Source organism: Oceanicaulis sp. (assembly GCF_051859625.1).
Taxonomy (GTDB): domain Bacteria; phylum Pseudomonadota; class Alphaproteobacteria; order Caulobacterales; family Maricaulaceae; genus Oceanicaulis.
This window is the reverse complement of the sequence record NZ_JBHYFH010000002.1, coordinates 171,084-196,598: the sequence shown is the minus strand read 5'-3', so window position 1 is coordinate 196,598 and position 25,515 is coordinate 171,084. Positions and strand designations below refer to the sequence as shown.

28 protein-coding genes and 1 tRNA gene are annotated in these 25,515 nt (G+C 62.9%); 6 read left to right on the top strand and 23 right to left on the bottom strand.

Annotation, left to right across the window (positions count from 1 at the left end; all coding sequences use genetic code 11):
- Positions 1–42: 42 nt before the first annotated feature.
- Positions 43–588 carry an SPOR domain-containing protein gene (locus ACTIGF_RS10450; protein WP_439636835.1) on the bottom strand — a complete coding sequence of 182 codons (546 nt, stop codon included), beginning with the start codon at positions 586–588 and terminating at the stop codon, positions 43–45.
- Positions 589–676: 88 nt separating this feature from the next.
- On the opposite strand from ACTIGF_RS10450, the gene panC reads away from it, so the two are divergent.
- Positions 677–1,549: a pantoate--beta-alanine ligase gene (gene panC / locus ACTIGF_RS10445; protein WP_439636834.1), complete on the top strand. Its 873-nt coding sequence runs from the start codon at positions 677–679 to the stop codon at positions 1,547–1,549.
- Position 1,550: 1 nt separating this feature from the next.
- Here panC and ACTIGF_RS10440 read toward each other — a convergent pair whose 3' ends face one another.
- The 13 genes from ACTIGF_RS10440 to ACTIGF_RS10380 all read right to left on the bottom strand — a co-directional run bounded on the left by ACTIGF_RS10440 (position 1,551) and on the right by ACTIGF_RS10380 (position 12,134).
- Positions 1,551–1,961, bottom strand: a complete 411-nt coding sequence (locus ACTIGF_RS10440) for a DUF1489 family protein (protein WP_439636833.1) — start codon at positions 1,959–1,961, stop codon at positions 1,551–1,553.
- Between the two features lie 9 nt (positions 1,962–1,970).
- Positions 1,971–2,738 (bottom strand): hypothetical protein, encoded by a 768-nt coding sequence (locus ACTIGF_RS10435; protein ID WP_439636832.1) that lies wholly within the window; start codon positions 2,736–2,738, stop codon positions 1,971–1,973.
- A 98-nt stretch (positions 2,739–2,836) separates the two neighbouring features.
- Positions 2,837–3,775, bottom strand: a complete 939-nt coding sequence (locus ACTIGF_RS10430) for a cupin-like domain-containing protein (RefSeq protein WP_439636831.1) — start codon at positions 3,773–3,775, stop codon at positions 2,837–2,839.
- Positions 3,776–3,862: 87 nt separating this feature from the next.
- Positions 3,863–5,848 carry an acetyl/propionyl/methylcrotonyl-CoA carboxylase subunit alpha gene (locus tag ACTIGF_RS10425; protein WP_439636830.1) on the bottom strand — a complete coding sequence of 662 codons (1,986 nt, stop codon included), beginning with the start codon at positions 5,846–5,848 and terminating at the stop codon, positions 3,863–3,865.
- A gap of 67 nt (positions 5,849–5,915) precedes the next feature.
- Complete coding sequence (locus ACTIGF_RS10420; RefSeq protein WP_439636829.1) at positions 5,916–6,728, bottom strand: DUF817 domain-containing protein; 813 nt, start codon at positions 6,726–6,728, stop codon at positions 5,916–5,918.
- A gap of 53 nt (positions 6,729–6,781) precedes the next feature.
- Complete coding sequence (locus ACTIGF_RS10415) at positions 6,782–7,579, bottom strand: enoyl-CoA hydratase-related protein (protein ID WP_439636828.1); 798 nt, start codon at positions 7,577–7,579, stop codon at positions 6,782–6,784.
- Positions 7,580–7,726: 147 nt separating this feature from the next.
- Positions 7,727–8,101 carry a hypothetical protein gene (locus ACTIGF_RS10410; RefSeq protein ID WP_022702054.1) on the bottom strand — a complete coding sequence of 125 codons (375 nt, stop codon included), beginning with the start codon at positions 8,099–8,101 and terminating at the stop codon, positions 7,727–7,729.
- Between the two features lie 147 nt (positions 8,102–8,248).
- Positions 8,249–8,566 (bottom strand): hypothetical protein, encoded by a 318-nt coding sequence (locus tag ACTIGF_RS10405; RefSeq protein ID WP_439636827.1) that lies wholly within the window; start codon positions 8,564–8,566, stop codon positions 8,249–8,251.
- A 25-nt stretch (positions 8,567–8,591) separates the two neighbouring features.
- Complete coding sequence (locus ACTIGF_RS10400; protein WP_439636826.1) at positions 8,592–9,176, bottom strand: NAD(P)H-dependent oxidoreductase; 585 nt, start codon at positions 9,174–9,176, stop codon at positions 8,592–8,594.
- A gap of 78 nt (positions 9,177–9,254) precedes the next feature.
- Positions 9,255–9,875, bottom strand: a complete 621-nt coding sequence (locus ACTIGF_RS10395) for an SOUL family heme-binding protein (RefSeq protein ID WP_439636825.1) — start codon at positions 9,873–9,875, stop codon at positions 9,255–9,257.
- Between the two features lie 54 nt (positions 9,876–9,929).
- Positions 9,930–10,223, bottom strand: coding sequence for a type II toxin-antitoxin system RelE/ParE family toxin (locus ACTIGF_RS10390; protein ID WP_439636824.1), 294 nt, complete (start codon positions 10,221–10,223; stop codon positions 9,930–9,932).
- A gap of 6 nt (positions 10,224–10,229) precedes the next feature.
- Entirely contained in the window at positions 10,230–10,475 is a 246-nt protein-coding gene (locus ACTIGF_RS10385; protein WP_022702049.1) for a type II toxin-antitoxin system ParD family antitoxin, read from the bottom strand.
- 51 nt (positions 10,476–10,526) lie between these two features.
- Positions 10,527–12,134: a carboxyl transferase domain-containing protein gene (locus ACTIGF_RS10380; RefSeq protein WP_439636823.1), complete on the bottom strand. Its 1,608-nt coding sequence runs from the start codon at positions 12,132–12,134 to the stop codon at positions 10,527–10,529.
- Positions 12,135–12,274: 140 nt separating this feature from the next.
- Between ACTIGF_RS10380 and ACTIGF_RS10375 the strand changes: the two genes are divergently transcribed.
- From ACTIGF_RS10375 to ACTIGF_RS10360, 4 genes are all read left to right on the top strand, one after another.
- Positions 12,275–13,078 carry a DUF5694 domain-containing protein gene (locus tag ACTIGF_RS10375; RefSeq protein ID WP_439636822.1) on the top strand — a complete coding sequence of 268 codons (804 nt, stop codon included), beginning with the start codon at positions 12,275–12,277 and terminating at the stop codon, positions 13,076–13,078.
- A gap of 73 nt (positions 13,079–13,151) precedes the next feature.
- Positions 13,152–13,991 (top strand): enoyl-CoA hydratase-related protein, encoded by an 840-nt coding sequence (locus ACTIGF_RS10370; RefSeq protein WP_439636821.1) that lies wholly within the window; start codon positions 13,152–13,154, stop codon positions 13,989–13,991.
- Between the two features lie 33 nt (positions 13,992–14,024).
- Positions 14,025–15,749, top strand: coding sequence for a patatin-like phospholipase family protein (locus ACTIGF_RS10365; RefSeq protein ID WP_439636820.1), 1,725 nt, complete (start codon positions 14,025–14,027; stop codon positions 15,747–15,749).
- Positions 15,750–15,849: 100 nt separating this feature from the next.
- Positions 15,850–16,677, top strand: coding sequence for an aldo/keto reductase (locus tag ACTIGF_RS10360; protein WP_439636819.1), 828 nt, complete (start codon positions 15,850–15,852; stop codon positions 16,675–16,677).
- Positions 16,678–16,722: 45 nt separating this feature from the next.
- Here ACTIGF_RS10360 and ACTIGF_RS10355 read toward each other — a convergent pair whose 3' ends face one another.
- The 7 genes from ACTIGF_RS10355 to ACTIGF_RS10325 all read right to left on the bottom strand — a co-directional run bounded on the left by ACTIGF_RS10355 (position 16,723) and on the right by ACTIGF_RS10325 (position 23,629).
- Entirely contained in the window at positions 16,723–17,193 is a 471-nt protein-coding gene (locus ACTIGF_RS10355) for a lysozyme inhibitor LprI family protein (RefSeq protein WP_439636818.1), read from the bottom strand.
- A 219-nt stretch (positions 17,194–17,412) separates the two neighbouring features.
- Positions 17,413–18,585, bottom strand: a complete 1,173-nt coding sequence (locus ACTIGF_RS10350; RefSeq protein WP_439636817.1) for an isovaleryl-CoA dehydrogenase — start codon at positions 18,583–18,585, stop codon at positions 17,413–17,415.
- A 70-nt stretch (positions 18,586–18,655) separates the two neighbouring features.
- Positions 18,656–20,584, bottom strand: a complete 1,929-nt coding sequence (locus ACTIGF_RS10345; protein WP_439636816.1) for a glycoside hydrolase family protein — start codon at positions 20,582–20,584, stop codon at positions 18,656–18,658.
- A 62-nt stretch (positions 20,585–20,646) separates the two neighbouring features.
- Complete coding sequence (locus ACTIGF_RS10340; protein ID WP_439636815.1) at positions 20,647–21,636, bottom strand: Kelch repeat-containing protein; 990 nt, start codon at positions 21,634–21,636, stop codon at positions 20,647–20,649.
- A 48-nt stretch (positions 21,637–21,684) separates the two neighbouring features.
- Positions 21,685–23,073, bottom strand: coding sequence for a magnesium transporter (mgtE, locus tag ACTIGF_RS10335; protein WP_439636814.1), 1,389 nt, complete (start codon positions 23,071–23,073; stop codon positions 21,685–21,687).
- Between the two features lie 161 nt (positions 23,074–23,234).
- Positions 23,235–23,321 (bottom strand) — tRNA-Leu (locus ACTIGF_RS10330).
- Between the two features lie 62 nt (positions 23,322–23,383).
- The gene (locus ACTIGF_RS10325; protein WP_028284815.1) at positions 23,384–23,629 is read right to left on the bottom strand and encodes a FliM/FliN family flagellar motor switch protein; all 246 of its coding nucleotides are present in this window, start codon (positions 23,627–23,629) and stop codon (positions 23,384–23,386) included.
- Between the two features lie 104 nt (positions 23,630–23,733).
- On the opposite strand from ACTIGF_RS10325, the gene lipB reads away from it, so the two are divergent.
- Positions 23,734–24,414, top strand: coding sequence for a lipoyl(octanoyl) transferase LipB (gene lipB, locus ACTIGF_RS10320; protein WP_439636813.1), 681 nt, complete (start codon positions 23,734–23,736; stop codon positions 24,412–24,414).
- On the opposite strand, the gene ACTIGF_RS10315 is transcribed toward lipB, so the two are convergent.
- Positions 24,411–24,881, bottom strand: a complete 471-nt coding sequence (locus ACTIGF_RS10315) for a DUF1203 domain-containing protein (RefSeq protein ID WP_439636812.1) — start codon at positions 24,879–24,881, stop codon at positions 24,411–24,413. The two genes, lipB and ACTIGF_RS10315, sit on opposite strands and share 4 nt — an antisense overlap.
- A gap of 81 nt (positions 24,882–24,962) precedes the next feature.
- Positions 24,963–25,487, bottom strand: coding sequence for a hypothetical protein (locus ACTIGF_RS10310; protein WP_439636811.1), 525 nt, complete (start codon positions 25,485–25,487; stop codon positions 24,963–24,965).
- Between the last annotated feature and the right edge of the window lie 28 nt (positions 25,488–25,515).

Genomic DNA, 25,515 nt, shown 5'->3' with positions numbered 1-25,515 from the left:
CGCTAGCATGCTCCGCAGATATTCGAAAGGTCTGTTATGGCCCTAACCGGGCAGCGCTTCACCGGTAAAATGCGTCGCCTGACACCACAGGCCCGCCGCTTCCGCTTGCGCACACAGGGCCCGCGCCTCGGCGCGGCTGTCAAACGGCCCCGCTTTCAGGCGCAAAAACTCGCCCTGCTCCAGCTGCACGCGTTCGATGCGCGGCTCCGCCCCTGACAGGGCCGGCAACTGCACGCCGAGCTGGCGCCAGCCGATCTGGGCGTTGCTGAGCAATCGGTAAGACGCCAGATGCGCCGCATAAAGAAGGCTCTGAGCCTCATCGAGGTCGGGCGCCGGGTCGAAGGACATCGCCTGAACAGGGGCAGGTGATGGCGCTGGCGAAGTATGAGGCGCCGTTAAAAGCGCGGCCCGCAGCGCGCCCATTTCGGCGCTGGCGGCCTCGACGCGATCGGGATGACTGGCGGCTGTCTCTTCCAGAAGCTGCGCCAGTTCAAGCGCAGGCTGGGCGCGCGTTTCGACAGAGGGCGATCCCAGACTGACACAGCCCGTCAGCCCCAGTGTCGCAATCATGATGAAGACCAAGCGCATGCCGTATTCCCTAAACCGAGTCGCACGCTTGCGAGACTGCCACGGCTAAGGCTAGCGTGCAGCCGGTATTTTCGCCCAGGAGGCCGCCGTGACTCACGGTCCCGAACTCGCCTTGCCCGCCGCCTACTCCATCGCCGCTATCAGGGACCAGGTCCGCCAATGGCGTTCGGGCGGTCTGCGCATTGGTTTCGTGCCCACCATGGGCGCCTTGCATGAAGGACATCTGGCGCTGGTCAAACAAGCGCTTGGGTCCGCTGACCGCGTCGTCGTCAGCATTTTCGTCAATCCCACACAATTCGCGCCCGGCGAGGATTTTGACGCCTATCCGCGCACGCTGGAGCAGGATGCGGACAAGCTGGCGGAAACGGGGGCGCATCTAGTGTACGCGCCGGACGCGCGCGAAATGTATCCAGAGGGATTTGTCACCAGCGTCTCGCTGACCGGTCCGTCGCACGGCATGGAGAGCGTGTCGCGACCGCACTTTTTCAATGGCGTCGCGACCGTCGTGTGCAAGCTGCTCAATCAGGTCCAGCCGGATGTGGCCGTGTTTGGCGAGAAGGACTATCAGCAGCTCATGGTGATCCGGCGCATGGTCACAGACCTCAACCTGCCCGTCGAGATCCAGGGCGGCGAGACGGTGCGCGAGGCTGACGGCCTGGCCCTCTCCTCGCGCAATGTCTATCTCAACGCCACCGAGCGCGAGCGCGCCGCGCGGCTCAATGTGATCCTCAAGGAATTCGCGGATGCGCTGTCGAGCGGCGCGAATGTGGCGGACGCCCAGCATCAGGCCCAACTCAAGGCGCAATCGGCATTTGACGGCGTGGATTATGTGGTCGCGAGGGACGCTGAGACCCTGGACGCCCTGCCGTCCGGCCCGATTGATCGCAATGCGCGCGTGCTGGCGGCGGTGCGGGTGGGCAAGACGCGCCTGATCGACAATCGCGCGGCGCCGAAGGCTTAACTCACCAGGCGCCCAGCTCGATCAGCTTGCGGCGCAGATCGTCCGGCAGGTCCTCGCCGCCCGCATGTTCAGTCAGGTCGGCGGGCGCATCTTCCGCTTTCAGATACCGCCAGCCCTGGAACGCGCGCCGGGGCGACGGCGCCGTGCGCACCAGCTTGTTCTCAAGCCAGATATTGCAGCGCTTGATCCCTTCGGAATCGGTGAACTCTTCCAGATCGAGCACGGTCTGGCGCACCTGGATGACTCGTTTGATCACCCAGTACAGAGACCCGCCCGCCAGGATTTCATCCTTGCGTTTGGGCGTCATGCGCGTGGTGTGCTTGGTGGGCTGACCGTCATGACGGTCCAGCCAGCCTTGCAGCTGTTCCACCGAGTCCACGCCCACGCACAATTTGACAAGATTCAGCGCCATACCGCCGAATTAGTGCGACTCCGCCGCCTCAACAACCACTCCGCCTGCAGCCGGCGCAGCCCATTCAATGTCCAGGATTTCAATGGTCATGTTCTCGTCAAAGGACTGGAACGCCGCAGACCCGGCGATGTTGAAGTGCAAGCTCGCAAGCCGCGGGCCGTTCACCGCTTCGTCAAAGACGTAATCCTGCAGGAACTGGAAGCCGTCGATGCGAGCCGCGAAATTGGGCTTCACGCTCTCTCCGAGCCTGAGATGGAACGCCTGCACATGACCGTTGGCCGCGTTCACATGGACCTCGCCCTGCATCGCCTCGAGCATGCGCTGTTCCGTCCGGTCCGGTTCTCCCTCGGAGTCCGGCATGGCGAGCGGCACGAAGCCATAGATCAGGCGACCGTCTTCCTCACGCAGGAAACTGACATCCTCGCCCATGATCCGGCGTAGCTCTTCTGGATCGAAATCCTCGGCGCTGAAGCCGCCCTCTTCGTCGGCGTCTTCATCTTCATCGTCTTCCAGAAGGTCGTCCCACAGCTCTCGCTGGGCTTCATTGAGGGTGTCTTCCGGCGGCGCCAGCAGCGTGTAATCGCTGTCGCCGGTCTCAGTTTCGACCATACGCACCATGATGCGGTCGTTATTGACGCCAATGCGCATATCAATGCGCGCCGCCTCACGGTCATTGACCGGCGCAGAGAGCGCCTGTTCCAGCGGCTCGGGCAATTGGGCGAACGCCGTGGCGGAAAACAGTGCGGCGCAAGCGCCCAGCATCAGGCTGCGAACCATGGAGGCAAACCCTCTTCTCATCCAGAAAGCGACAGTTTCGCCTTCCTAATACGGCGAGACTAGGGCGGGCGCCGGACAAATCGCCTCGGGGGTCAGGGTCAGGCCGGTGCGCGATCGGACAAGCCATCCTTGCGCGCCAGATCCACATCAAAGGTGGTGTCGCTTTTGGGCGCCGGGCGCGTCTGAACGCCGAACGCGCTCTGATAGGCCTTGAAGGCTTTTGACAGGCCCAGCTTGGCGTAGGCCTGCACGCCACGGCTTGAAGCCGTGCGCGGGGTCCAGCCCGCCTGACGCAAAACGCCATTGGCGTGATAGACGCCGTTCTGAAGCGTGGATTGCGGTGTCACCATCTCGACGGTGATCGACACGTTCAACCCTTCAAGATTCTCCACCCGGTGCGGCGAGTGCAGCGGCCAGGACACGAACGCGCCCGGATCAAGATCAATCTGGGCGGCCTGGGCGTCCCAGGACGGATCAAAGGGCACGTCTTCGGTCTGGGTCTTGTGAAGGATCGCCTCCATGGACTGCTCATCCACGAACGGCGCGCGCGGCGGATAGATCCGGAAGCGCTTCTTGCCTTTCACATGCAGCAGCAGGGTTTCGGAGACGTCGGAATGGTAAAACACCTGGGCGCGCGGGCTGGAGATCAGAATGCCGCCATACGCGCGCAACGGGCTGAATCCCGGATTGAGACGCTTGAGCTGGGCGATCAGCGCTTCGAAAATCGGCTTGTAGATCGCATCCGTATCCATGGCTTGTCGCAGATTGATCCACAGCTTGCCGGCGCGGACAGCCTCGATCAGCTCACGACCTTTCAGGTCGCCGCCCTCACCCGCCCGCCAGCTTTCGCGGTCGGTCGGGTCATCGCCCATCGTGCATATGTCTGTCAGGGCTTTGGGGTGCCGGTTGAGGAGCGCCGCGAGCGCCAGCTCGCTGAAGGCCGGGTCCATATGAAGACGATGACGCGCAGTGACGACGCCGGCGCGGAAATCCTTCCGCTTGTCTTCATTCCAGTCGATCAACACAGGGTCGGTCATCGCAAGGCTCCGTCGCAATCTGGGACGCCATGACGTCCCTGATCACAAACAGTGCATCGGATGGGCCAAACTCCGGCCTTGAGGCGCTTATTCGTCGGCGAGCGTGACCAGAACGGCGCCGTCTCCGACCTGTGAGCCTTCAGAGGCGCCGACGCTTTCCACCACGCCGTCACGCGGCGCGCTGAGCGCATGCTCCATTTTCATGGCTTCCAGCACGGCCAGGGTCTGGCCCTTCTTGACCGCGTCTCCGGCTTTCACCGGCACGGACAACACCTTGCCGGGCATGGGCGCCTTGATCGCGCCCCCCGCTTCCAGAGCGTCCGCCAGCGCCGCCGGATTATAAAGCTCAATCAGATGGGTTTCGCCCTGACTGGCCACCAACACGCCCCGTCTGCGCAGCTCCACGCGCGCCGACACAGTTCGGCCGTCCATCCGGGCGTGAACCTCCGTGTCGGTCAGGCACAGATCGGTCAAGGCATAGCCCTGATCGCCCAGCTGAGCTGTGAGCTGATCCCCGTCGCGCTTGAGCGAGACGGACAAGCGCGTCTCATCAGCCTGAAAGCCCAGCTCGATCACGGCGTCAGAATTCGCGCGGAAGCCGTCACGCACCGACCAGGGGTCAGTCGAGGCTGGAAACGCGCCGGCGCCGTCCGTCAGGCGCAGCGCCGCGGCGATATAGCTGACAGCCGGCGGCGATTTGGGCGCCAGCTCGTCCAGTCGGGCGTCGATGAAGCGGGTGTCCACCTCACCAGCGCGGAAATCGGCATGGGTCAGCGCCCGGCGCAGGAAACCTGCATTGGTCTTGACGGGGTAAACCCGCACTTGAGCATCCAGCACATCCACCAAACGGTCGATCGCGTCCTCGCGGGTGTCGGCGAAGGTGATCAGCTTGGCGATCATCGGATCGTAATGCAGCGAGACTTCGCCGCCCTGTCGCACGCCTGAATCGGTGCGGACGCCATTGGCGAGATCGGTTTCAGGCAGATCGAGATAATCCAGCGGCCCGATGGAGGGCAGGAAGCCGGTGGCGGGATCTTCCGCGTAGAGCCGCGCTTCCATCGCCCAGCCCATAAGATGGATCTGATCCTGTTCCGGCACGGAGCCGCCCGAGGCGACCCGCAATTGCAGCTCCACCAGATCGGTTCCGGTCACGGCTTCGGTCACCGGGTGTTCGACTTGAAGACGGGTGTTCATCTCCATGAAGTAAAAGCCGTCTTCACGCAGCGGACCGGACCCGTCGACGATGAACTCCACCGTGCCGGCGCCGACATAATCCACGGCCTGGGCCGCCCGAACCGCCGCCGAACACATGGCGGCGCGCACATTGGGCGTCATACCGGGCGCAGGCGCTTCCTCGATGACTTTCTGGTGGCGGCGCTGCAGCGAGCAATCGCGCTCGAAGAAATGCACCACCCGTCCGCGTGAGTCGCCGAACACCTGCACCTCGATATGGCGCGGGCTGGTGATGAACTTCTCGATCAGCACCCGGTCATCGCCAAAGCTTGATGCGGCTTCGCGCTTGCAGCTCTCCAGCGCTTCCAGGAAGGCGTCAGACGCCTCCACCTTGCGCATGCCCTTGCCGCCGCCGCCGGCGACCGCCTTGATCAGCACCGGATAGCCGATCTGGTCGGCCTGGGTCTTGAGATGATCGGGGTCCTGCTCGGCGCCGTGATAGCCCGGGGTCACCGGCACGCCGGCCTTCTCCATAAGGCTTTTGGCGCGGTCTTTCAGACCCATCGCCTCAATCGCTTCCGGCGACGGCCCCACAAAGGTCACGCCCGCCTTGGCGCAGGCGCGGGCGAACTCTGCGTTTTCAGACAGGAAGCCATAGCCGGGATGGATCGCATCAGCGCCTGTTTTCTTCGCTGCAGCGAGAATCAGGTCTGCTTTCAGATAGCTCTCGCGCGCCGGCGCAGGCCCCAGAAGGACCGCTTCATCGGCCAGACGCACATGGGGCGCGTCCGCATCCGCTTCGGAATAGACCGCCACAGTGGCGACGCCGAGCTTGTGCGCGGTGCGCATCACGCGGCAGGCGATTTCGCCCCGGTTGGCGATCAGAAGCTTTTTCATCATGGGTGGACATCCATTGCGGTGAAAGCTGTTGGCGCGGTTTTGGGCCAAGCGGGCGGCGGGCGCAAGCTCAGCTCTCTTTTGAGCGGCGTTCCGCGCCCCGGGTGAGCACCACCAGCACAAAGCTGATCTGCATCAACAAGAACCAGCTGCCAAGCTTGGCCAGCGAGACCATACGCCATTGATGTTCCTGCCCCGGATAGGACCAGGCGCGGGCGAACGTGCCGATATTCTCGGCGAACCAGATAAACAGCGCGACCAGCACCAGCCCCAGCAGCAGCGGCATGAAGCGGTGCGCGCGGTCAGGCCGGAACCAGATCACGCATGGCCCGTAGATCAGCGCGCTGGCCGCGAACAACGCCCAGCGGAGATCGATCACATAATGATGGCTGAAGAAGTTGATATAGATCGCCAGCGCCAGCAGGGCCTGCGCCCAGACCGGCGGAAACCGGTCAAAGCGGAAATCGAAAATGCGCCAGACCCGGGTCATATAGCTGCCGACGCTGGCGTACATGAAGCCCGAGAACAGCGGCACGCCCCAGATCGCGAACAGCGCCTCGTTCGCGCCGGGATAAACCCAAGAGCCCGCTTGAACCTTGAAGATCTCCATCGCGGTGCCGACGACGTGAAAGACCGCGATCACCCGCACTTCCGCCCAGCTTTCGAGACGAAACGCAATCATGCCCAGCTGGATGGCCACCGCGCCCAGCGTGATGACGTCAAACCGGTGCAGCGCGGCTGCGTCGGGATAAAACAGATAGACGCCCAGGATGAGCGCCAGCATGAGCCCGCCGAACAGGCAGGCCCAGCCCTGTTTGATTCCGAAGCTGAGAAACTCGAAGCCGGCGAGCGACCAGGGCCCCCTCACCCAGCGGTCGCGCAAGGCCTCCCGCTCCCGGTGAAACCAGGCTTCAAGCTCACGCAGACCCAAGCGCGTCAGTCCGCCCAGAAGGGTTTGCGCTTTTCAAGGAAAGCGGCGAGGCCTTCTCGGCCCTCTTCGCTGACCCGCCGGTCCGCAATCTGATGGGCGGTCTTGCGCAGAAGATCGTCATTGATCTCGTGGCCGGCGACCATGTCCACCAGCTCCTTGGCGTCGCGCACCGCGCCCGGCGCGGTCTGGAAGGCGAGCTTGCCCAAGTATTCCATCATGTCGTCGAGCTCGTCCGCGCTTTCCACCACATACTGGGCGAGGCCCATCTTGTGCGCGTATTCGCCGTCAAAGCCTTCGCCGGTCGCAAACAGGGCGCGCGCATAGCGCGGACCGATGGCGCGCACCACGAAAGGCGAGATCGTGGCGGGCGTCAGGCCCAGGCGCACTTCGGAGAAACGGATCTTGGCGTCTTTCACCGCCACGGCCACATCGCACGCCGCCATCAGGCCGGCGCCGCCGCCCATGGCCGCGCCCTGCACCAGCGCGATAGTGGTTTGCGGCAGGTCGTAGAGGCGCTTGAGCATCCGCGCGAGGTTCAACGCGTCGGCCTGGTTATCGTCATGGGTCCAGTCGGCCGCCGCCTTCATCCATTCAAGATCAGCGCCGGCGGAAAAGCTCTTACCCGCACCGCGCAGGAACACCACCCGAACTTCATCGGTGTTGGCGCGCAGGGTTTCGAAAATGTCGGACAGGCGCGCGATAATGTCGGCGTTGAACGCATTGTGCTTGTCAGGACGGTTCAGCGTCACGATGGCCGCGCCGCCGGGGGTCACATCGAGCAGAACTTCATTTTCAGCAGCCATCAGACATCGCCTTTTTGTTATCGCCGGTGGAGCTCCCTGATTACAGCGCCGCGCGGCCCGGGCCAAGCCGTGAGGTCTGCGTCCAAATGACGACAGCCCGCCGCCGGTTTCGGCGACGGGCTGTCCTAACCGCGGAAAGCGGACGAATTAGCGCGGCATCACGATGGACTTGATGATGAACAGCACCGTCAGGCCGACCAGATAGGCTGCGCCCAGAAAGGCGATGTACTGCCAGTACAGCATGTCGGTCACCGGCGGGATCGAGAAGGCGGCCCCGTCGCGCACCATGGGCAACACCACGTCGACGATCACATGCACGATCGCCGCCATCACCGTGAAGATCAGGATTGCAGCGTATTCCTGCATCAACAGGGCCATCACCAGCCCGATCACCCCCATTTGAACGCCCAGGAAAATCCAGTTGATGGATCCGCCGTCGCCATGAATGGAGTATTGCAACCCGGCCATCAGCCAGGCCCAGACAGGCTCGATATAAGCCCAGATTTGATCGATAAATTCCATAGTCATCCCCTCGCCAGCCAGCCTGATACAGGCCGTCACTGAGTGGAGCGTGCCAAGAAGTTAACAAAAATCAAGCAAAACTCTTGTTGCGGCGCCCAAAAAACGACACTGCAGACAGGAATTCTGTGGTTTTTTCAGCACACAGGGTTAACGCTTGAAGAGCAGACGTTTGATCATCGCAAAGATCGAAATGACCACCAGATATCCCACAAGCACCACGGCGGCGTAGCGCCAGTATGAGCCTTCCAGGATCGGGGGCAAACGCAGCGCGGCGCCGTTGGCGATCACCGGGATCAGAACATCCACCGCCAAATGGATGAGCGTCGCCGCCAGAACGATGACCGGCAGGCGCTTGAGATCAGGCAGCACAAACGCCGCGATCAAGGCGATCAGCAATCCCTGCACCGCGTTAATTTCGTTGAACCCAGCGCGCATGAACGCCAGCACGTCGTTTAGAATATCCATGATCGTCCCCCAGACCGAATAAGAATTACGACGCCAGTCTGCCCAGGTTGCGCACGGCTTTAATCATGCGCTCTCGCCTTTGAGGGCTGGACTCGACCAGACCGAAGACGCTGTGACGGACGGGCCCGAATCCCGAGATCTTGAACATGCCGGATTCCAGACCCTTTAGCGAGTGAGCGCCGAATAAAAGCTTATAGGCCGCTCCGGGCATGCCCATGGTCACGATCAGGCGCACAGACTTCCCCTTCATACGCTGGGTCGGCCAGCCCACCCCTTCCGTGTTCTGGTCCAGAAAGAACCCGCCACGGGCGAGATGCTCGAGCACCGTGCGTGATTTTGCCGGCAGACCGCCCAGCCAGAGCGGATAGACCATCGTCACATGGTCTGCGTCGCGCATGGCCTCCCGCAACGGGTCGAGAACCGGGTCAGGCGGCGTCAGGAAATCCTCAGCCCGGTCGAGCGCCGGCAGCTCCAGCTCACCCAGATTGAAGCGTGACACCCGGCAGCCTGTCTCCAGCGCCGCCTCTTCATAGGCGTCCGTCAGCGCCGAACAGAAGCGCTCCGGCGACGGATCGGGGTGGGCGTTGAGAAGGCAGACTTTGCGGATCATGGCTCTCTCCTCAGTTAAGGAGAGAATACCGCCATTCATTCCGCTCTGGCATGCGACACAGAGCCCGCCTCTGAACGCTTAACTCGCGGCGATTTCCACCCAGACCTCGTTGCGCCGGAACGGTCCTGGAATCCAGGGCGGATCATAAGACGCGTAGGTCGGCGCACTTAGCGGCTGCAGGCCTTGCTCTTGCAGATACGAGTCCAGCGCCTCGCGCCCCCTTTGGGCGCGGGCGTCGTTCATCATGCCGGAAAACTGATAGACGGCCAGGCGCCGCGCCGGTTGCTCGCGCAGGGTGACGTCATCATTCATGGGCTCGGGCAGCGTCTGCATGGTCCATTCAGACGGCATGATGAACGCCACCGTCCAGCGCCCCTCCGCGTCCGCTTCCGTGGTCACCGGCGCCGTCATGGCGATCTCCTGCCCCGAACGGGTGGAGGTGACCGGCGCGGTCATGGCGATCTCTTCGCGCGGCTGGTTATCGCCAAAGATATACCCGGCCAACGGACGAAACCCGCGGCCGCTCGCCTGTCGCCGATCGCCCTCGACCACCACTTCAGCGATGATCTGGGGCGCGTAATCGCGGATCTCTATGGGTCCGTCACGCTCCACCAGCGTATAGGCGGGTTCTTCAGCGGCCATGGCCGAGCCGGTAGCCAGAGCTGAGACCAGCCCGATCAGGCAAGCGAAGAGACGCATGGTTGAGTTCCTTGTGTGTCATGGAGCTCTATACGCGACGCAACCCGGGCCGGATCAGAAGGGGGCAGTTTCCCAATCCTCTCGACCGTGGCGAATGCGCAAGATCAGGACTTCGGCTGGCGGGCCCACAAGATAAATCACGATGTGAGCACCATGCCCATGGCACCTAACAGGGGGGTCGATCTCTGTTCTTTCACGGGCGGCAAAAGGATGGGCCGCCAGAAAATCAAAAGCCTGTTCGAGTTCAGTCAGGTACCGATCAGCCTGTGCAGTCCCGAACTGGCGAATGCCGTCAAGATACAGCGCTATGATGTCGTCTTCAGCGGCGCGGCTGAGCCGATAGCCCATCGCCCCTTACTCGGCAGCGTTCAATTGGCTCAAGGCTGCGGCGCGCAACTCATCGAGAGTGCGTGAGCCCTCCCCGCTCTCCAGCGCTTCAGTCACCAGGGTCTGCATGTGATTAATCTTGGTATGCCTGTCCTGATCCCGACGGATCAGGTCGCGCACATAATCACTGGCGTTGCTGTAGCGCCCGTCCTCGGTTTGCGCTTCGACCCAGGCCTTCATCGCATCAGGCAGAGAGACATTCATCGTCGCCATGGCATGCTCCTTTTGACCAAAGCATGCCATAAATTGGCAAAGATTGCCAAACTACATCCGGAAAACGCCGAACTTCGTGTCCTCGACCGGGGCGTTGAGCGCGGCGGACAGGGCCAGGCTGACCACGCGGCGGGTGTCCTGGGGCTCGATCACGCCGTCATCCCAGATCCGGGCGGTGGAGTAATAGGGCGAGCCCTCTTCCTCGTATTTCTCACGAATGGGCTGCTTGAAGCTTTCCTCGGCCTCCGCGCTCCACGCTTCCCCGCGCAGCTCCATGCCGTCGCGCTTGACGGTGGCGAGCACGCTGGCGGCCTGTTCGCCGCCCATCACCGAAATGCGGGCGTTGGGCCACATGAACAGGAAGCGCGGCCCGAAGGCGCGGCCGCACATGCCGTAATTGCCCGCCCCGTAAGAGCCGCCGATCACCACGGTGATCTTGGGCACCTTGGCAGTGGAGACGGCGGTGACGAGCTTGGCGCCGTCCTTGGCGATGCCGCCCGCCTCGTATTTCGAGCCCACCATGAAGCCGGTGATGTTCTGCAGGAACAGCAACGGGATCTTGCGCTGGCAGCACAGTTCGATGAAGTGCGCGCCCTTCAGCGCGCTTTCAGAGAACAGCACGCCATTGTTGGCGATAATGCCCACCGGCATGCCGTGAAGGCGCGCAAAGCCGGTCACCAGCGTCTCGCCATAGAGCTTCTTGAACTCGTCAAATTCAGAGCCGTCCACCAGGCGCGCGATCACTTCGCGCACGTCAAAGGGCTGACGGGTATCGGCGGGGATCACCCCTCCCAGCTGTTTGAGGTCAAGGCGCGGGTCGCGCGGCTCTTCCAGGAACATCTGTTTGGGTTTGACGGTGTTGAGCCCGGCCACGATGCGGCGCGCAATCTGCAGCGCATGGTCATCATCCGCCGCGTAATGGTCCACCACGCCGCTTTCGCGCGCATGCACGTCCGCGCCGCCAAGATCTTCCGCCGAGATCACTTCGCCTGTGGCCGCCTTCACCAGCGGCGGACCGCCCAGGAAGATCGTGCCCTGTTTACGCACGATGACGCTCTCATCCGACATGGCCGGCACATAGGCGCCGCCGGCGGTGCAGCTGCCCATGACGACCGCGATCTGGGGGATGCCTTCAGAGGAGAGATTGGCCTGATTGAAGAAGATGCGGCCGAAATGCTCCTTGTCGGGAAACACCTCCGCCTGGTGGGGCAGGTTCGCGCCGCCCGAGTCCACCAGATAAATGCATGGCAGGCGGTTCTCGCGGGCGATCTCCTGGGCGCGCAGATGCTTCTTCACCGTCATCGGATAATAGGTGCCGCCCTTCACCGTGGCGTCATTACACACGATCACGCATTCACGGCCCGACACCCGGCCAATGCCGGTGATCATGCCCGCGCCGTGCACATCGCCCTCATACATGCCGTGCGCGGCCAGCGCGCTCAGCTCAAGGAAGGGCGAGCCGGGATCGAGCAGGCGTTGCACCCGGTCGCGGGACAGAAGCTTGCCGCGCTTGAGATGCTTTTCACGCGCCCGCTCATTGCCGCCCTTGGCGGCTTCGGCGGTCTTCTCGCGCAGCTCGGCGACCAGCTCATCCATGGCCTGTGCATTGGCCTTGAAGCTGTCTGAGGATGTGTCGAGCTGGGTGTGAAGTTCGGTCATGGCGCGATTATCCGTCTGGTGGAACAAGACTGACGCGCTGCTTAGCGCGCCGCGCCCCTGTCGCGCAACGCTTTGCATCCGATCCGGCGCCCCGTTGCATCATCCAGGCACTAGAAGACTGCAAACTCTGGAAGGTTGTCATGCTTGCTACGCTCTCACTCGCCCTCTCCCTCCTCTCCTCCCCGGTTCAGACCGACTGGATTGAAACTGACGCCGCGCCCATCGAGGTGATGGTTCTGGGCAGTTATCACTTCACCGGCGGCGGTCAGGATCTGCACAACGCTCAGGTGGACGATCATCTGTCGCCTGAACGCCAGGCCGAGATCGCTGAGGTGATCGAGGCGCTCGCCGGCTTCGCACCGACCAAGGTCATGGTCGAGCTCACCCCCGACTACGAAGTCGCGTTCAACGCCGAGTATCAGGCTTATCTGGCGGGCGAGCACGCACTGACGGTGAATGAGCGCCAGCAACTGGGCATGCGGCTGGCGGCGCGCCTGGGCCATGAGCGCCTGTACGCCATCGACCAGGCGTCCGACATGGATTTTGAAGGCATGATGGGAGCAGCCCAGGAGGCAGGTCAGGACCGGTTGCTGGGGGAGTTCGGAAATTTCAACGCCGCCGTTCCGGTGCTGATGGCCGACATGGAAAACGGGACTGTGATGGAGCGCTTGCGCGGGTCCAATTCCCAGTTCGCCCATGACGCCCATGGATTGTATCTGACCCTGGCGCAGATGGGCACGACCGAGGCCCCGATCGGCGTTCAGGAAATGGGCGAATGGTGGACGCGCAATCTGGCGATATTCGCCAACGCCGCCCGTCACGCCGAACCCGGCGATCGTTTGGTGCTGATCTATGGCGCAGGCCACAAGCACCTTCTGGAGCAATTCTTTGAAGATGCACCCGGTTTTCGCGTGGTCGATCCGCTGGACACACTGACGCAATAAACAGGCGCGCACAGCCGGAACGCTTGTTCACGCCTTAAGGGCTCGGCATGGTGTCTCCCACGGAGGAGACACCATGACCGAGTACACCAGTTTCAAAGTCACTCAGGACGGGCCGATCGCCCGCATCACCCTGAACCGGGCGGACAAGCGCAACACCATGACGCCGGCGTTCTGGGCGGAATTGCCCCATGCTGTGGGCGCTCTGTCGGACGCAGGCGAGACACGGGTTCTGATCCTGGACGCGGAAGGCCCGGTGTTCACCGCCGGCATGGATATCTCGGTCTTCACCGACCCCAACGCGCTGAAAACCGACTCAGCCTCGATGCGCGAGACCTTCATGACCGCCGCGACAGCGCTTCAGGACAGCTTCACGGCGTTTGAAAAAGCGCGCTTTCCGGTGATCGCCGCCATTCAGGGCCCCTGCGTGGGCGGCGGCGTCGACATGATCTGCGCGGCGGATATGCGCTATGGTGTGCAAGACGCCTGGATGCGCATTGAAGAGACCAATATCGGCATGTTCGCCGATGTGGGCACGCTGCAACGCCTGCCGGGGCTGATCCCCGAAGGCGTGGCGCGGGAGCTGGCCTATACCGGTGAAACCCTGAGCGCTGAGCGCGCTGAAAAGCTGGGGCTGTACAACGAAGTCCTTGAAAGCCCCGAAGCGCTGAAAGCGCATGTGGACGCGGTGGCGCAAAAAATCGCCAGCAAGGCGCCGCTGACGATCTCCGGCGTCAAACGCTCCTTCCTCTATGCGCGTGATCATAGTGTGGCCGACAGCCTCGAGCACGCCATGACGCTTCAGGCCTCGCTCTGGTGTCCTGAAGACATCATGGAGGCGATCACCGCCCGCGGTGAAAAGCGCGAGGGTCAGTTCCAGGCTTTGACGCCGGTCAGGCGCATGGGGCAGTCTTAACCTTAGGAGGGCATGAGAGAAGGATCACGGACCATGGCGTTGGGACTGCGTTTTCTTCCATTTTTCAACCGCGTTGAAAAAGCCGCGCTGTCCGCTGTGGAGGCGGAGGTGGAATGGTTCTGCCTGCCCGCCGGCCAGACCCTGTTTGAAGAGGGCGAGGTCGCAGACTCCTTCTATCTGGTCCGTTCCGGCGCCCTCGCCGCTTTCCGAACCGGCGCTGACGCGCGCCCTGAACTGGTGGGGCATATCCGGGCGGGCGAACCCATTGGCGAGATGGCGCTGGTCGAGGACCGGCCGCATTCGGCCAGCGTCTACGCCTTGCGCGATTCAGAGCTGGTGCGCCTGCCCAAGGCCGCCTTTGACAAGCTGACCAACAAGCACGCCTCACTGATGCGCGAGCTGAGCAAGATGATGCTGTCGCGCATCCGGACCGGAGAGTCCTATCGCCGGTCCGAGCCGCGCGTCTTCGCGCTGATTTCGACGTCTCCGACCATTGATCTTGAGTATCGCAGCGATCTTCTGAAGACCGCGCTCACAGAGATGGGCGTGACGTCCGTGTCCTGCGGTCTGGACTGCGCGGACTGGCCCGGCCCCAAGCTCGACATGCTGGAGGCCGAGCACGATATCGTCATCCTTCAGGCCCGTCTGGGAGAGAGCAACTGGGCGCGTCGCGCCATGGCGCGGGCGGACCGTATCTGGATGCTGGCGCGCGCCGACGCCCGCCCCTCCATCCCGCTGATGCCTGACGATCCGTCGCCGGCCGCAAAGCTGAAACTGATCGATGTGGTGATGGTGCATAACGAAGGCGTGCGCAAAGCGGCTGCGCCGTCAGACTGGATCAACGCCTCGGACGCCGCCCGCTGTTTTCACTGGCGCCAGCAAAACGCCGGCGATGTGCGCCATATGGCGCGCACCATGGCGGGCAAATCGGTAGGACTGGTCCTGTCTGGCGGCGGCTCGCGCGCCTACGCCCATGTGGGCGCGATCCGGGCCTTCAAGGAAGCCGGCGTGGAGTTTGATTTCTTCGGCGGCGCCTCCATGGGCGGCATCATCGCGGCGGGCGCGGCGATGGGCTGGGACAATGAAGAGCTTGAAGACCGGATGCGGCGCGCCTTTGTGGCGTCCAACCCGCTCAGCGACTGGGTGATGCCCGTGGTCAGCCTCACGCGCGGCAAACGTGTCGACCGTCGCCTGAACGAGCATTTCGGCGATGTGGACATCGCTGAGTTGCCGCGCCCGTTCTTTTGCGTGTCCTCGAACCTGTCGACCGGCGCGACCCGCATCCACCGGTCCGGCTCGCTATCGCGCGCTCTGCGGGCCTCCATCGCGATCCCCGGCCTGTTGCCGCCCATCGTCGACGGCGACGACGTGCTGGTGGACGGCGCGGTGTTCAACAATTTCCCGATCCAGGAACTCAAAGCCTATCACCGCGGCGTCAATGTGGGGTCGGACGTCACCCGCAATAACGCCATCAACGCCGACGATTTCCGCGATCCGCCGAATTTCGCCGGCTGGGTGGCCCGCCATGGCCTGTCAGACCCGCCGCCCATCGCATCGCTGCTGATGCGCGCGGCGACCGCGGGCACGCTGGAGCAGCACGCCCTCACCCGGCGCGCCGCCGACATTCTGGTCCTGCCCGAGCTTGATCTCGACATGCGGGACTGGAAGCGCTTCGATGAAGCCGTTGAGGCTGGATATAACAGCGCCAAGCGCATGCTGGAGCAGATGCCGCACGCGCTGGCCAGCCGCTTCAATTAGGGCCGGCTGTCATTCAAGCTGCGGCGCGATGAAACCTCCGCCCTTCCTTTTGCGTTCTTGATGCTTACGTCCCCCCGGACACGCAATCAAGGAGCGCACGATGATCGAGCGGACCCAAGCGAACGGCGCAGACATTCCCAAACTGGGCTTCGGCACCTGGCAGCTGAAAGACGAAGACGCCACGCGCGCTGTCGCCCATGCGCTCAAGACCGGCTACCGTCATATCGACACCGCCCAGATTTATGACAATGAGACGGAAGTCGGCGCCGGCCTGCATCAATCCGGCGTGGCGCGCGAGGATATTTTCATGACCACCAAGGTCTGGCGCGATCAGTTCAAGGACGGCGATCTCCAGGCCTCGGTCAAAGAGAGCCTCAGCAAGCTCAAGACCGATTATGTGGACCTTCTGCTGCTGCACTGGCCCGTGCCGGAAGTCCCGCTCATCGAAACCATGCAAGCGATGAACGATGTGGTGGGCGCAGGTCTGGTCAAACATATCGGCGTGTCCAACTTCACCGTGGACTTGCTGGACGAAGCGCGTGCGCACTCCAAAGCGCCTCTAGCGGTCAATCAGGTGGAATATCATCCCTTCCTGGACCAAAGCGCCGTGCTCAGCGCCTGCCGCAGCGCCGGCATGGCGATGACCGCCTATTCCCCGATCGGGCAAGGCAAGGTGTTTGAAGAGGACGTGATCAAGCAGATCGCCAGCAAACACGGGGTCTCCCCCGCCCAGATCGCCTTGCGCTGGCTGGTGGATCAAGACAGCGTCGTCGCCATCCCGCGCAGCTCCAGCGAGGCGCATATCGAGTCCAATTTCCAGATCTCGGAAATCAAGCTCAGCGAAGAGGAAACGGGGCGCATCGACGCCCTGCGCAGCCCCGAAGGCCGTTTGATCGATCCCGACTGGGCGCCGGACTGGGACAAGTAAGCGATCAAGAAAAACCCCGCGCTGGCGGCGCGGGGTTTTTTGTGACTAGCGGAACAGTTCGTCGCGCTGACTTTCCAGCTCCAGCGCCCGGCGCGCCGTAAAGCCGCTGAAACACGAATTGTGAACCACGCCCATCATGGTGCCGCCCTCATAGGCGAGCCCGCGCTGCTCGCACTCGGCGTCGCGATATTGCAACCAGAGCCGTTGCGCGGCCAGCAAGGCGTCGCGTCGCGCCGTCATCTCGCGTTCCAGCAACATCTGGCGCATTTGGGAATACGCGGCGTTCAGGCGCTGATCCCAAAGCTCGTTTTCACGACGCTCACATTCCATCATGCCATAGGTCGTATAGCCGCCGGGATCTTCCTGACAGGCGTTGGACACCGCGCCGATGCAGCTTTCTGCGAACTCCGCCTGCGCCAGACAAGCGTTCAGACGCGCTTCGTCGGATGTGGCTTCCACGGGCGGGGATTTCTGTGCACTGAAGGCCAGCGTCAGGGCGAGAAGTTCAGACAACATGGCGGATCCCATTCTCTCACGAAGATTGACGGCTGCTGCTTCAGCAAGCCCTAACCTTATGAGACCCTAGGATGATTGGCCGCTTCTTGGCGACCAGAAAGACTCTCGAGCACTGCAGGCTCGCTCATTGGCCCACACAAGAAAAAGCCCGCGCCGAGGCGCGGGCTTGAAAGTCAGGGGAGCGTCGTATCATTCGACACAGACACAACGCCTCAGCCCTTATTTCGTTGCATTAAACAGCTCACGGCCGATCAGCATGCGGCGCACCTCGCTGGTGCCGGCGCCGATCTCGTAGAGCTTGGCGTCGCGCAACAGGCGGCCCGTCGGATATTCGTTGATATAGCCGTTGCCGCCCAGGATCTGGATGGCGTCGAGCGCCGTCTGGGTCGCCGCTTCCGCTGCGAACAGGATCACCCCCGCCGCATCCTGACGGGTGGTTTTCTTGGCGTCGCACGCCTGGGCCACCGCATAGACATAAGCGCGGCTGGCGTTCATGCGCGTGTACATGTCCGCGATTTTGCCCTGGATGAGCTGGAACTCGCCGATGGGCTGGCCGAACTGTTTGCGCTCGTGAACATAGGGCATGACCACGTCGAGGCAGGCCTGCATGATGCCCACAGGGCCCGCCGCCAGCACCGAGCGCTCATAATCGAGTCCGCTCATCAGAACACGCACGCCGCCGCCGACCTGGCCCAGCACGTTCTCTTCAGGGACTTCGCAGTCTTCAAACACCAGCTCGCCGGTTTCAGAGCCGCGCATGCCCAGCTTGTCGAGCTTCTGGGCGACAGAGAAGCCCTTCATGTCCTTCTCGATCAGGAAGGCGGTGATGCCCTTGGAGCCCGCCTCGGGATCGGTCTTGGCGTAGACGACCAGCGTATCGGCGCTCGGGCCGTTGGTGATCCACATCTTGTTGCCGTTGAGGACGTAGTGATCGCCCTTTTTCACGGCCTTCAGACGCATGGAGACCACGTCAGAGCCTGCGCCGGGTTCGGACATGGCCAGCGCGCCCACATGCTCGCCGGAGATCAGCTTGGGCAGGTATTTCTGCTTTTGCGCTTCAGAGCCGTTCAGGCGGATCTGGTTGACGCACAGATTGGAGTGCGCGCCATAGCTGAGCCCCACCGAGGCGCTGGCCCGGGAAATCTCTTCCATGACGATGCAATGTTCGGTGTAGCCCAGTCCGGAGCCGCCATATTCTTCCTCGACGGTCAGGCCCAGAAGGCCCAGTTCACCCATCTTGGTCCAGAGGTCGGCGGGAAACTCGTCCTTGGCGTCGATTTCAGCGGCGCGCGGAGCGATATGATCGGACGCGAACGACTGCACGGTATCGCGCAGCATGTCCGCGGTGTCGCCCAGAGGGAACTCGAGCGAAGGATACTGGTTCGAAATCATAGACCGCGAAATACCACGCGCGGGCGGCGCGTCAAGTTCGCACAAATCTCGCCAATTCAGGCGCGCGGCGCTACTTTTCGTTGCGTCGCCCGATAATGAACCAGGCCGACGCCGCACTCAGCAGCACGCCGGCGCCGAACACGATCGGCCCCAGCGGCGAATAGGACAGGCCCAATTCCATGTAGGCGTCCATGTTCGCGGCGATGTCCCAGCCGCCCAGGCCCACCATCGCGCCGCCCACAGCCAGCGAGGAGATGAACATCACATCCCCGCCCTTGGACTGGGTCGACTCAGTTTCCGGGGCTGCGGGCGCTTCGGTCCCGGCGACCACCGTGGGATCCAGCTCTTCACCATCCTCATGAAGATCATGATGAGGGTCTTCGTCATCCTTGTCCGGATGATCAGGGCCTTCCACATCACCCGACATTCCCGGCGCGGACGCCGGCGCGAGCGCAGGATGCGGCGGCGCAGAGAACACCTCGGCGCCGTTCGGCGCATCATGAGAGGCTGTCAGCGCTTCGGGAGCGGCGTCCTCATCAGTCGGAACTTCAACCGAAATGGCATCATCTGCATCCGACAATGGCGCAGCGACCTGAACACGGTCCGCATCCCCGCCGGCGCCCTCGTCTTGCGCCTCTGAGCCCTGCGGAAGGGCTTCGGGCGCAATTGCGGTCACTTTGATCGATGAGACCTGCAAAGCGCCATGATACGGCCCCATCGGCACGGCCGGGCTGCTGAACAGGCTGCCGGGTTTGGCGCTCACATCCTCTTGCGGCGCCTCGGGCTGAGCCGTCTCCGTCGCCTCACGGGGCACGGACGGCAAGGCCATATCCACATGAGCCGTGGACAGGAAGCTGTAGCCGAGCTTGACGGGCTCATCAGCCTCCGTCGCCGCCGGAGCCGTCGCAATGCTGGCGGAGACCTGCTGGGCCATACGCGCCATCACAGCAGCGATGGAGGCGTCCTGCGCCTGTTTCACCGCGTCCTGATCGGGCTGAGCGTCATCAGCTTCAGGCGTCTCAGGCGCAGGCTCAACCTGTTCCGGCTCTTCAGCCGGTTCGCTAAGCGCCTCAGTTTCGGCAGGTTCGGAGTCTGTCGCCTCCGCCTCAACCAACTCAGGCTCAACGGTCTCAGGCTCAGCCGTTTCGGGTTCAATGTCGGACTCGTCTTGTGACGCGTCCTCACCCTCATCCTCAGTCGTTTCAGCAACGGCTTCGAGATCCGGAGAAACAATCTGGGGCTCTACACGGCTGTCCCCCACCGTCTCATCGTCCGGCGTTTCAAAAGCGATATCGAGCTCGACCAATCCAGAAGACGCCTCATGTGCTTCTTCAGGCTCAGGCTCGACTTCCGCCTGGGCTTCGTCGAGAGGCGCTTCTTCAGGCTCAGACTCGTCCTGAACAGGCGCGTCAGGCGCAGCCGGAGACGGCGCCGCTTCAACGGCTGGCTCTTCAGCAGGCGTTTCCGCTGAGGTGTCCGAGACCGCCTCCGATGCAGGCTCGGCTTCAGCAACCACGGACGGCGCATCAATACTTGCCGCGCTGTCTTCCAGCCCTGACAGATAAAGCGCCTTTTCCGCGGCGCGGCGCGTGACCAGACGGTCAGAGACGACCAACCGGCCGTCCTGATCGGCGCGCACCCAGGTTTCGATGGCGGCGGCGGCGTCCCGATGACGGCCCGCACGCGCCAGACGCGCCACGTCAGACACCTTGAAAGCGCGCAAACCCACTGAGAGGGCGAAGGACACCAGCGCATCACGCATGGGCGCCGCCATCTCCGCGCCGACATTGGCGTCAATGGTCTGCTCGGCGCGCATCACGTCGTAGATCAGCAGAAGTTCAGCGTCTTCAGGCTTGAGCGTCACGCCCTCTTTGGCTGACGCGGTATGGCCATAGCCGACTGTCCAGCGTTTACCACGCCGTTCAGCCTCCGCCAGGAAGGGCTCGTGAGCCTTGATCAGGTCGCGCGCGGCGCGGGTCGATTTCAAACGCGGTGTCATCGCTGTCCCGTTTCGAAACGGTTGGATCTTCAGTCAAGAAGCGCGATGCAAACTCAGGACCGTCAGCGCTCTGACGTCGAGAAAATGTCCACCGCGTCCAAAGCCGTAAAGGGCGCAAAGAAGCCTGCGCCCGATCCGCCGCCAATTAACCAGATTGCGCCGTTAACGCTGACCACCCCTGCCTCTGTACGGGCGGCGGGCATGTCAGACAGGCTCTCCCAGGTCTCAGAACCCGCGTTCAGCGCGACATGGCTGGCCAGGGTTCGCCGCATGTCTGCGCTGCGACCGCCAAACACATGAACGTCGCCTTCCAGTACAGCCGCGGCGTGGCCGGCCCGGGGTTCAGGCAGATCCGGGGCGCGGCGCCAAGTTTGAGACAGTGTATGGTAAACATCCACCCGGGATGTCGCCTGCCCGTTCCGGGCGCCGCCGATCAGCCAGATTTCATCCTCAAGCGCGACAGCCGCCGCCCCCCGACGGTTGATCTCGTCAGGCGCTTCCGCGGCGTTCCAGCTCTGGGTTTCAGGGTCATAGACAAACAGGCCCGGCGCGCCGTCTTCGCCCCCCAGGGCGTAAAGCCGGTCATTCACAGACACCAGAGACAGGCTGGCCTTGGCGCCGGGGAGCGCCGTCTCCGCGCTCCATGAATCTGTCTCGGGATCATAGGACCAGACCTGGTCGATGGGGTCCGCGCCCGCTTCGGACGAATACCCGCCCGCCACATAGATCTTGCCGTCCAGCACCGCCATGCCGAAACGCTCCAGCCCCACGGGCATGGGTTTGAGCACGCGCCAGGCGCCGCTTTCAGGGTCATAGACTTCCAGGGCGTCGCGCGGATTGGCGAGTCCGGCGCCGCCAGCGGCATAGATCCGGCCCTCCAGCACAGTCGCGGACAGTCCGGCGCGCGCCTGATCCAGACGCGGTCCGATCGCCCATGGACCTGACAGGCGCAAGCCGCTGTCAAATGACGGCGTTTGCCCCCCTGCATCCTGAGCGGCCAAAGGCGATGCGCCCGCAAGTGCGATCATTACAGCCAGAGCGGCATGGTTCATGGCGAAGGCCTCCCTCAGGAACGTAGTCTGCCTACAGGTCGCGCGAGATTAAAGCAGAACAAGGGCGCCCAGGCCCAAAAACACGACAAATCCCACCACATCCGTCACGGTCGTGACAAAAACCGATGAGGCGACAGCCGGGTCGGCGCCGAAATGCTTGAGCCCCAAAGGCACCAGAACCCCTGCAAGGCCGGCGATGGCGAGGTTGATCACCATGGCCACCGCGATGACCCAGCCCAGATCCGGTTCCTGGAACCACACGGCCGCGATGATCCCCATGATCACAGCAAAAATGATCCCGTTCACGAGACCCGCCGCCGCTTCGCGCCAGACGAAGCGCAGGGAATTGGCGCCGGTCAGATCGCGGGTGGCGAGCGCGCGCACGGCGACCGCCAGTGATTGCGTACCGGCGTTTCCGCCCATCGAAGCCACGATCGGCATCAGCACCGCCAGCGCCACCAGCTGGGCGATGGCCTGGTCAAACAGGGCGATCACCAGAGACGCCAGCACCGCCGTGCCCAGATTGACCAGCAACCAGGGCGCCCGCGATTTCACCGATTCCCAGACCGTGTCTGCGAGGCCCGCCTCGTTCACCCCGGCCAGCGCCAGCAAGTCTTCCTTGTTCTCTTCCTGGATGACGTCGACGATGTCATCGACCGTCAGCATGCCTTTCAGACGACCTGAATCGTCCACCACAGGCGCCGAGATCAGGTGATACTTCTCAAACAGATAGGCTGCGTCTTCCTGGTCATCCTCGGGACGGATCGTGATCTTGGCGGTTTCCATCAGCTCTGAGAGCGGGGTGTCGCGTTGCGAGCGCATCAGACGGCTGACGGGCACCGCGCCAATGGGACGGAAGCCTTCATCCACGATGAAGACCTCAAAGAAGAGGTCCGGCAGCTCTTCGCCCGCAAGCCGCATATGGTCGATGGTGTGACCCACCGTCCAGAATGAGGGCGCAGCGACGAACTCGCGCTGCATCAGACGGCCGGCGGTCTCCTCTTCAAACGCCAGCGAAGCTTCCAGATGTTCGCGATCTTCGGCGGAGACGGCGGCCAGAACCGCTTGGCGAACCTCCGGCTCGAGCTCCTCGACGACCATGGTCTTGTCGTCAGAATCAAGACCGTCCAGCGCGTCGACGATCTGCTGGGTCTCCAGCAGGTCAAACAGACCCGCGCGCGTGTCATAGCCGATCTCGGCCAGCACTTCGCCGGTGAGCAGCGACGCGTCAAGTTCGGCGAGCAAACGCTGCTGGTCCCAGCTGAGCTGTTCGATCAGGTCCGCGATATCAGCAGGGTGCAGCGGCGCGAGCAATTGCCGGATCAATGTCGGGTCGCGATCCGCGATCGCCCCGATCAGTTCCACAAGCACCCCTTCAGGCAAGTCCATACCGGTCGTCACATCGTCACGGTGCAGCTCTTCAACCGGTTGCGTCATGGCGTCTCGCGTTTTTCTGGAATGGGGTGCAGTGCGTAAGACACGATAGTCGCGGGCGCCGATGAAATCGAGATGGCGCGTGCTGTTGTCGCGAAAAAACAAAAAAGCCTGACGCGTCAGCGTCAGGCTTGTCTGTCAGCGCTTGCAGAAAGCGCGAAAGATGGTGCGGCCGAGAAGACTCGAACTTCCACGGGTTTTACCCCACAGCGACCTCAACGCTGCGCGTCTACCAATTCCGCCACGGCCGCGAATTCGGGAAGCGGGCGTGTACCAAGCCCGGCTCCTCTTGTGAAGCCCTTATGTGAGGTGCTTATGCAGCGAAATAGTCGTGAACGTCTGCGGCGTCAGTGATCGAGACCGCCACCCGGTCGCCCTGAATGATGATTTCACCGCGCGCGATCGGATGATTATTGGCCAGAATCCACACTTCGTCATGCTCGGCGGCGTCCAGGGGAATCACCGCGCCCCGGCCCATGCGCAGGAATTGGTGAATCGGCAGCTTGGACCGGCCCAGAAGCACGGAGATTTCGACCTGAACGGCGCCTAATTGGCTCATGAAACGTGCATCACTGTTGCTCTATGGCGCATAACCCTTGTCATGCGCGTTCAGCCTCACGATGTTCCGCTACGGTTTCTCGACAGTTAAAGGCCTGCAAGATCATGACAGACGCGACCATCGGCTGGGCGGTCTCACAGACCTCTATCGCCTACCCTGACGCCGTGGCCGCCATGGAGGCGCGCGCCGAAGCCATCGCCAAAGGCGAAGCGGGCGAACTGATCTGGCTGCTCGAACACGCCCCGCTCTACACCGCCGGCACCAGCGCCAAACCTGAAGACCTGCAAGACCCTGAGCGCTTCCCGGTCCACAAGACCGGGCGCGGCGGCGAATACACCTATCACGGCCCCGGCCAGCGCGTGGCCTATGTGATGCTCGACCTCAGGACGCGCGGCCGAGACGCGCGCAAATTCGTCCGCGATCTGGAACAGTGGATCATCGGCACGCTCGACAGCTTCAACGTCACCGGCGAGCGGCGCTGCGGGCGCGTGGGCGTGTGGGTGGACCGCACCCAGCCCGGCGGGCCGGAACGCGAAGACAAGATCGCCGCCATCGGCATCCGCCTGCGCCGCTGGGTGTCGTTTCACGGCATCGCGCTGAATGTGGAGCCGGATCTGTCGCACTTTGGCGGCATCACGCCCTGCGGCATCTCTGATCCGCGCTACGGGGTGACGAGCCTTGTGGATCTGGGACTGCCCGTGACGATGGATGACGCCGACCTGGCGCTCAAGCGCGCCTTTGAAGATGTGTTCGGCGCCACACATCGCGAGGACCCGCCGGTCTAGAGCGGACGAATCTCAGCTGAGAAACAGCCATGCTTGGCGTTATGGGCGTGGATATAGGCGACGTCCGGACGATCGAGCGCGGTCTTGATGGTCTCAACGCCTGCCGCTTCATCAAGAAACATGTCGGCGCCGATCAGCTGGCCGTCCGCATCAAAGAACCGCAAGGCGATGGGACGCCCGCTCATCACAGGCGGCAAAGTGTTCTCAAACTGCGCCGCGGCGTGCGCGTGCTCTCGCACATAGATCGCAAAAGCGTGACGATACGGCGTTGAAACCGCGTGGCTTTCATAGTTCAGCAGCAAGACGGTTTCCCCCACAGGCGCGTCTTCCAACGTGATGCGGCAGGGATATCCAGGCTTGGCGTCAACGGTTTTGCGGTGCACCCCGCGTTCAGCCAGAGCGGCGGCGGAGAGGTCAAATAGCGGCTTGAAGAGTTCAGGGTTCAGCCCGGTAATCTGAAATGCCATGTCTATGCTCCTGTGATCAGAAGCCTAGCGATAGCGTCAGACCGTCATCCGCGCATTCCGATCCTTGCTCGATCTGTCAGATCAAAACGCGCGACCACGCGCCGTCCAGTATCCCACCGCCGCCAGCACCAGCCAGAAGCCCCACATGGACGGCCAGGCGCCCGCATAAAGGATCGCCATGGCGAATTCCGGGTCCGAGGTCAGCCGTTCCTGATAGGCTTGCTGGATCGCGGGGTCATAGGCCGCCGCCTGCACCGCCGCCGGATCATTCATGTTCACGCCCTGATTTTCCAGAAACGCGACGAACTCCGGGTAGGCGCGCGACGCCATGCCGAACAGGCCGGTGATGATCTTGATCACGGTGGCGCCAGCCAGCGCCGCCAAAGCGAGCGCTGTGGGTTTGCCCAGCGCGCGATAGCGGTTGATGAACACCGTGCTGGCGAAAAAGGCGATGACCAGCCAGGACAAGACGCCTGCAGCCGGAGAAAAGCTGATCCGCAAGGCGTCCAGCGCCGCAATCACGCCCAGCCCGATCCAGAACTCGTCCTCGGTGGAGCGAAAGACCGGCATGAACGCCGTCTTCAGATCAAAACTGGGTTGGGTCACGCCGGCTCCTCGCAAAATAAACGCGCGC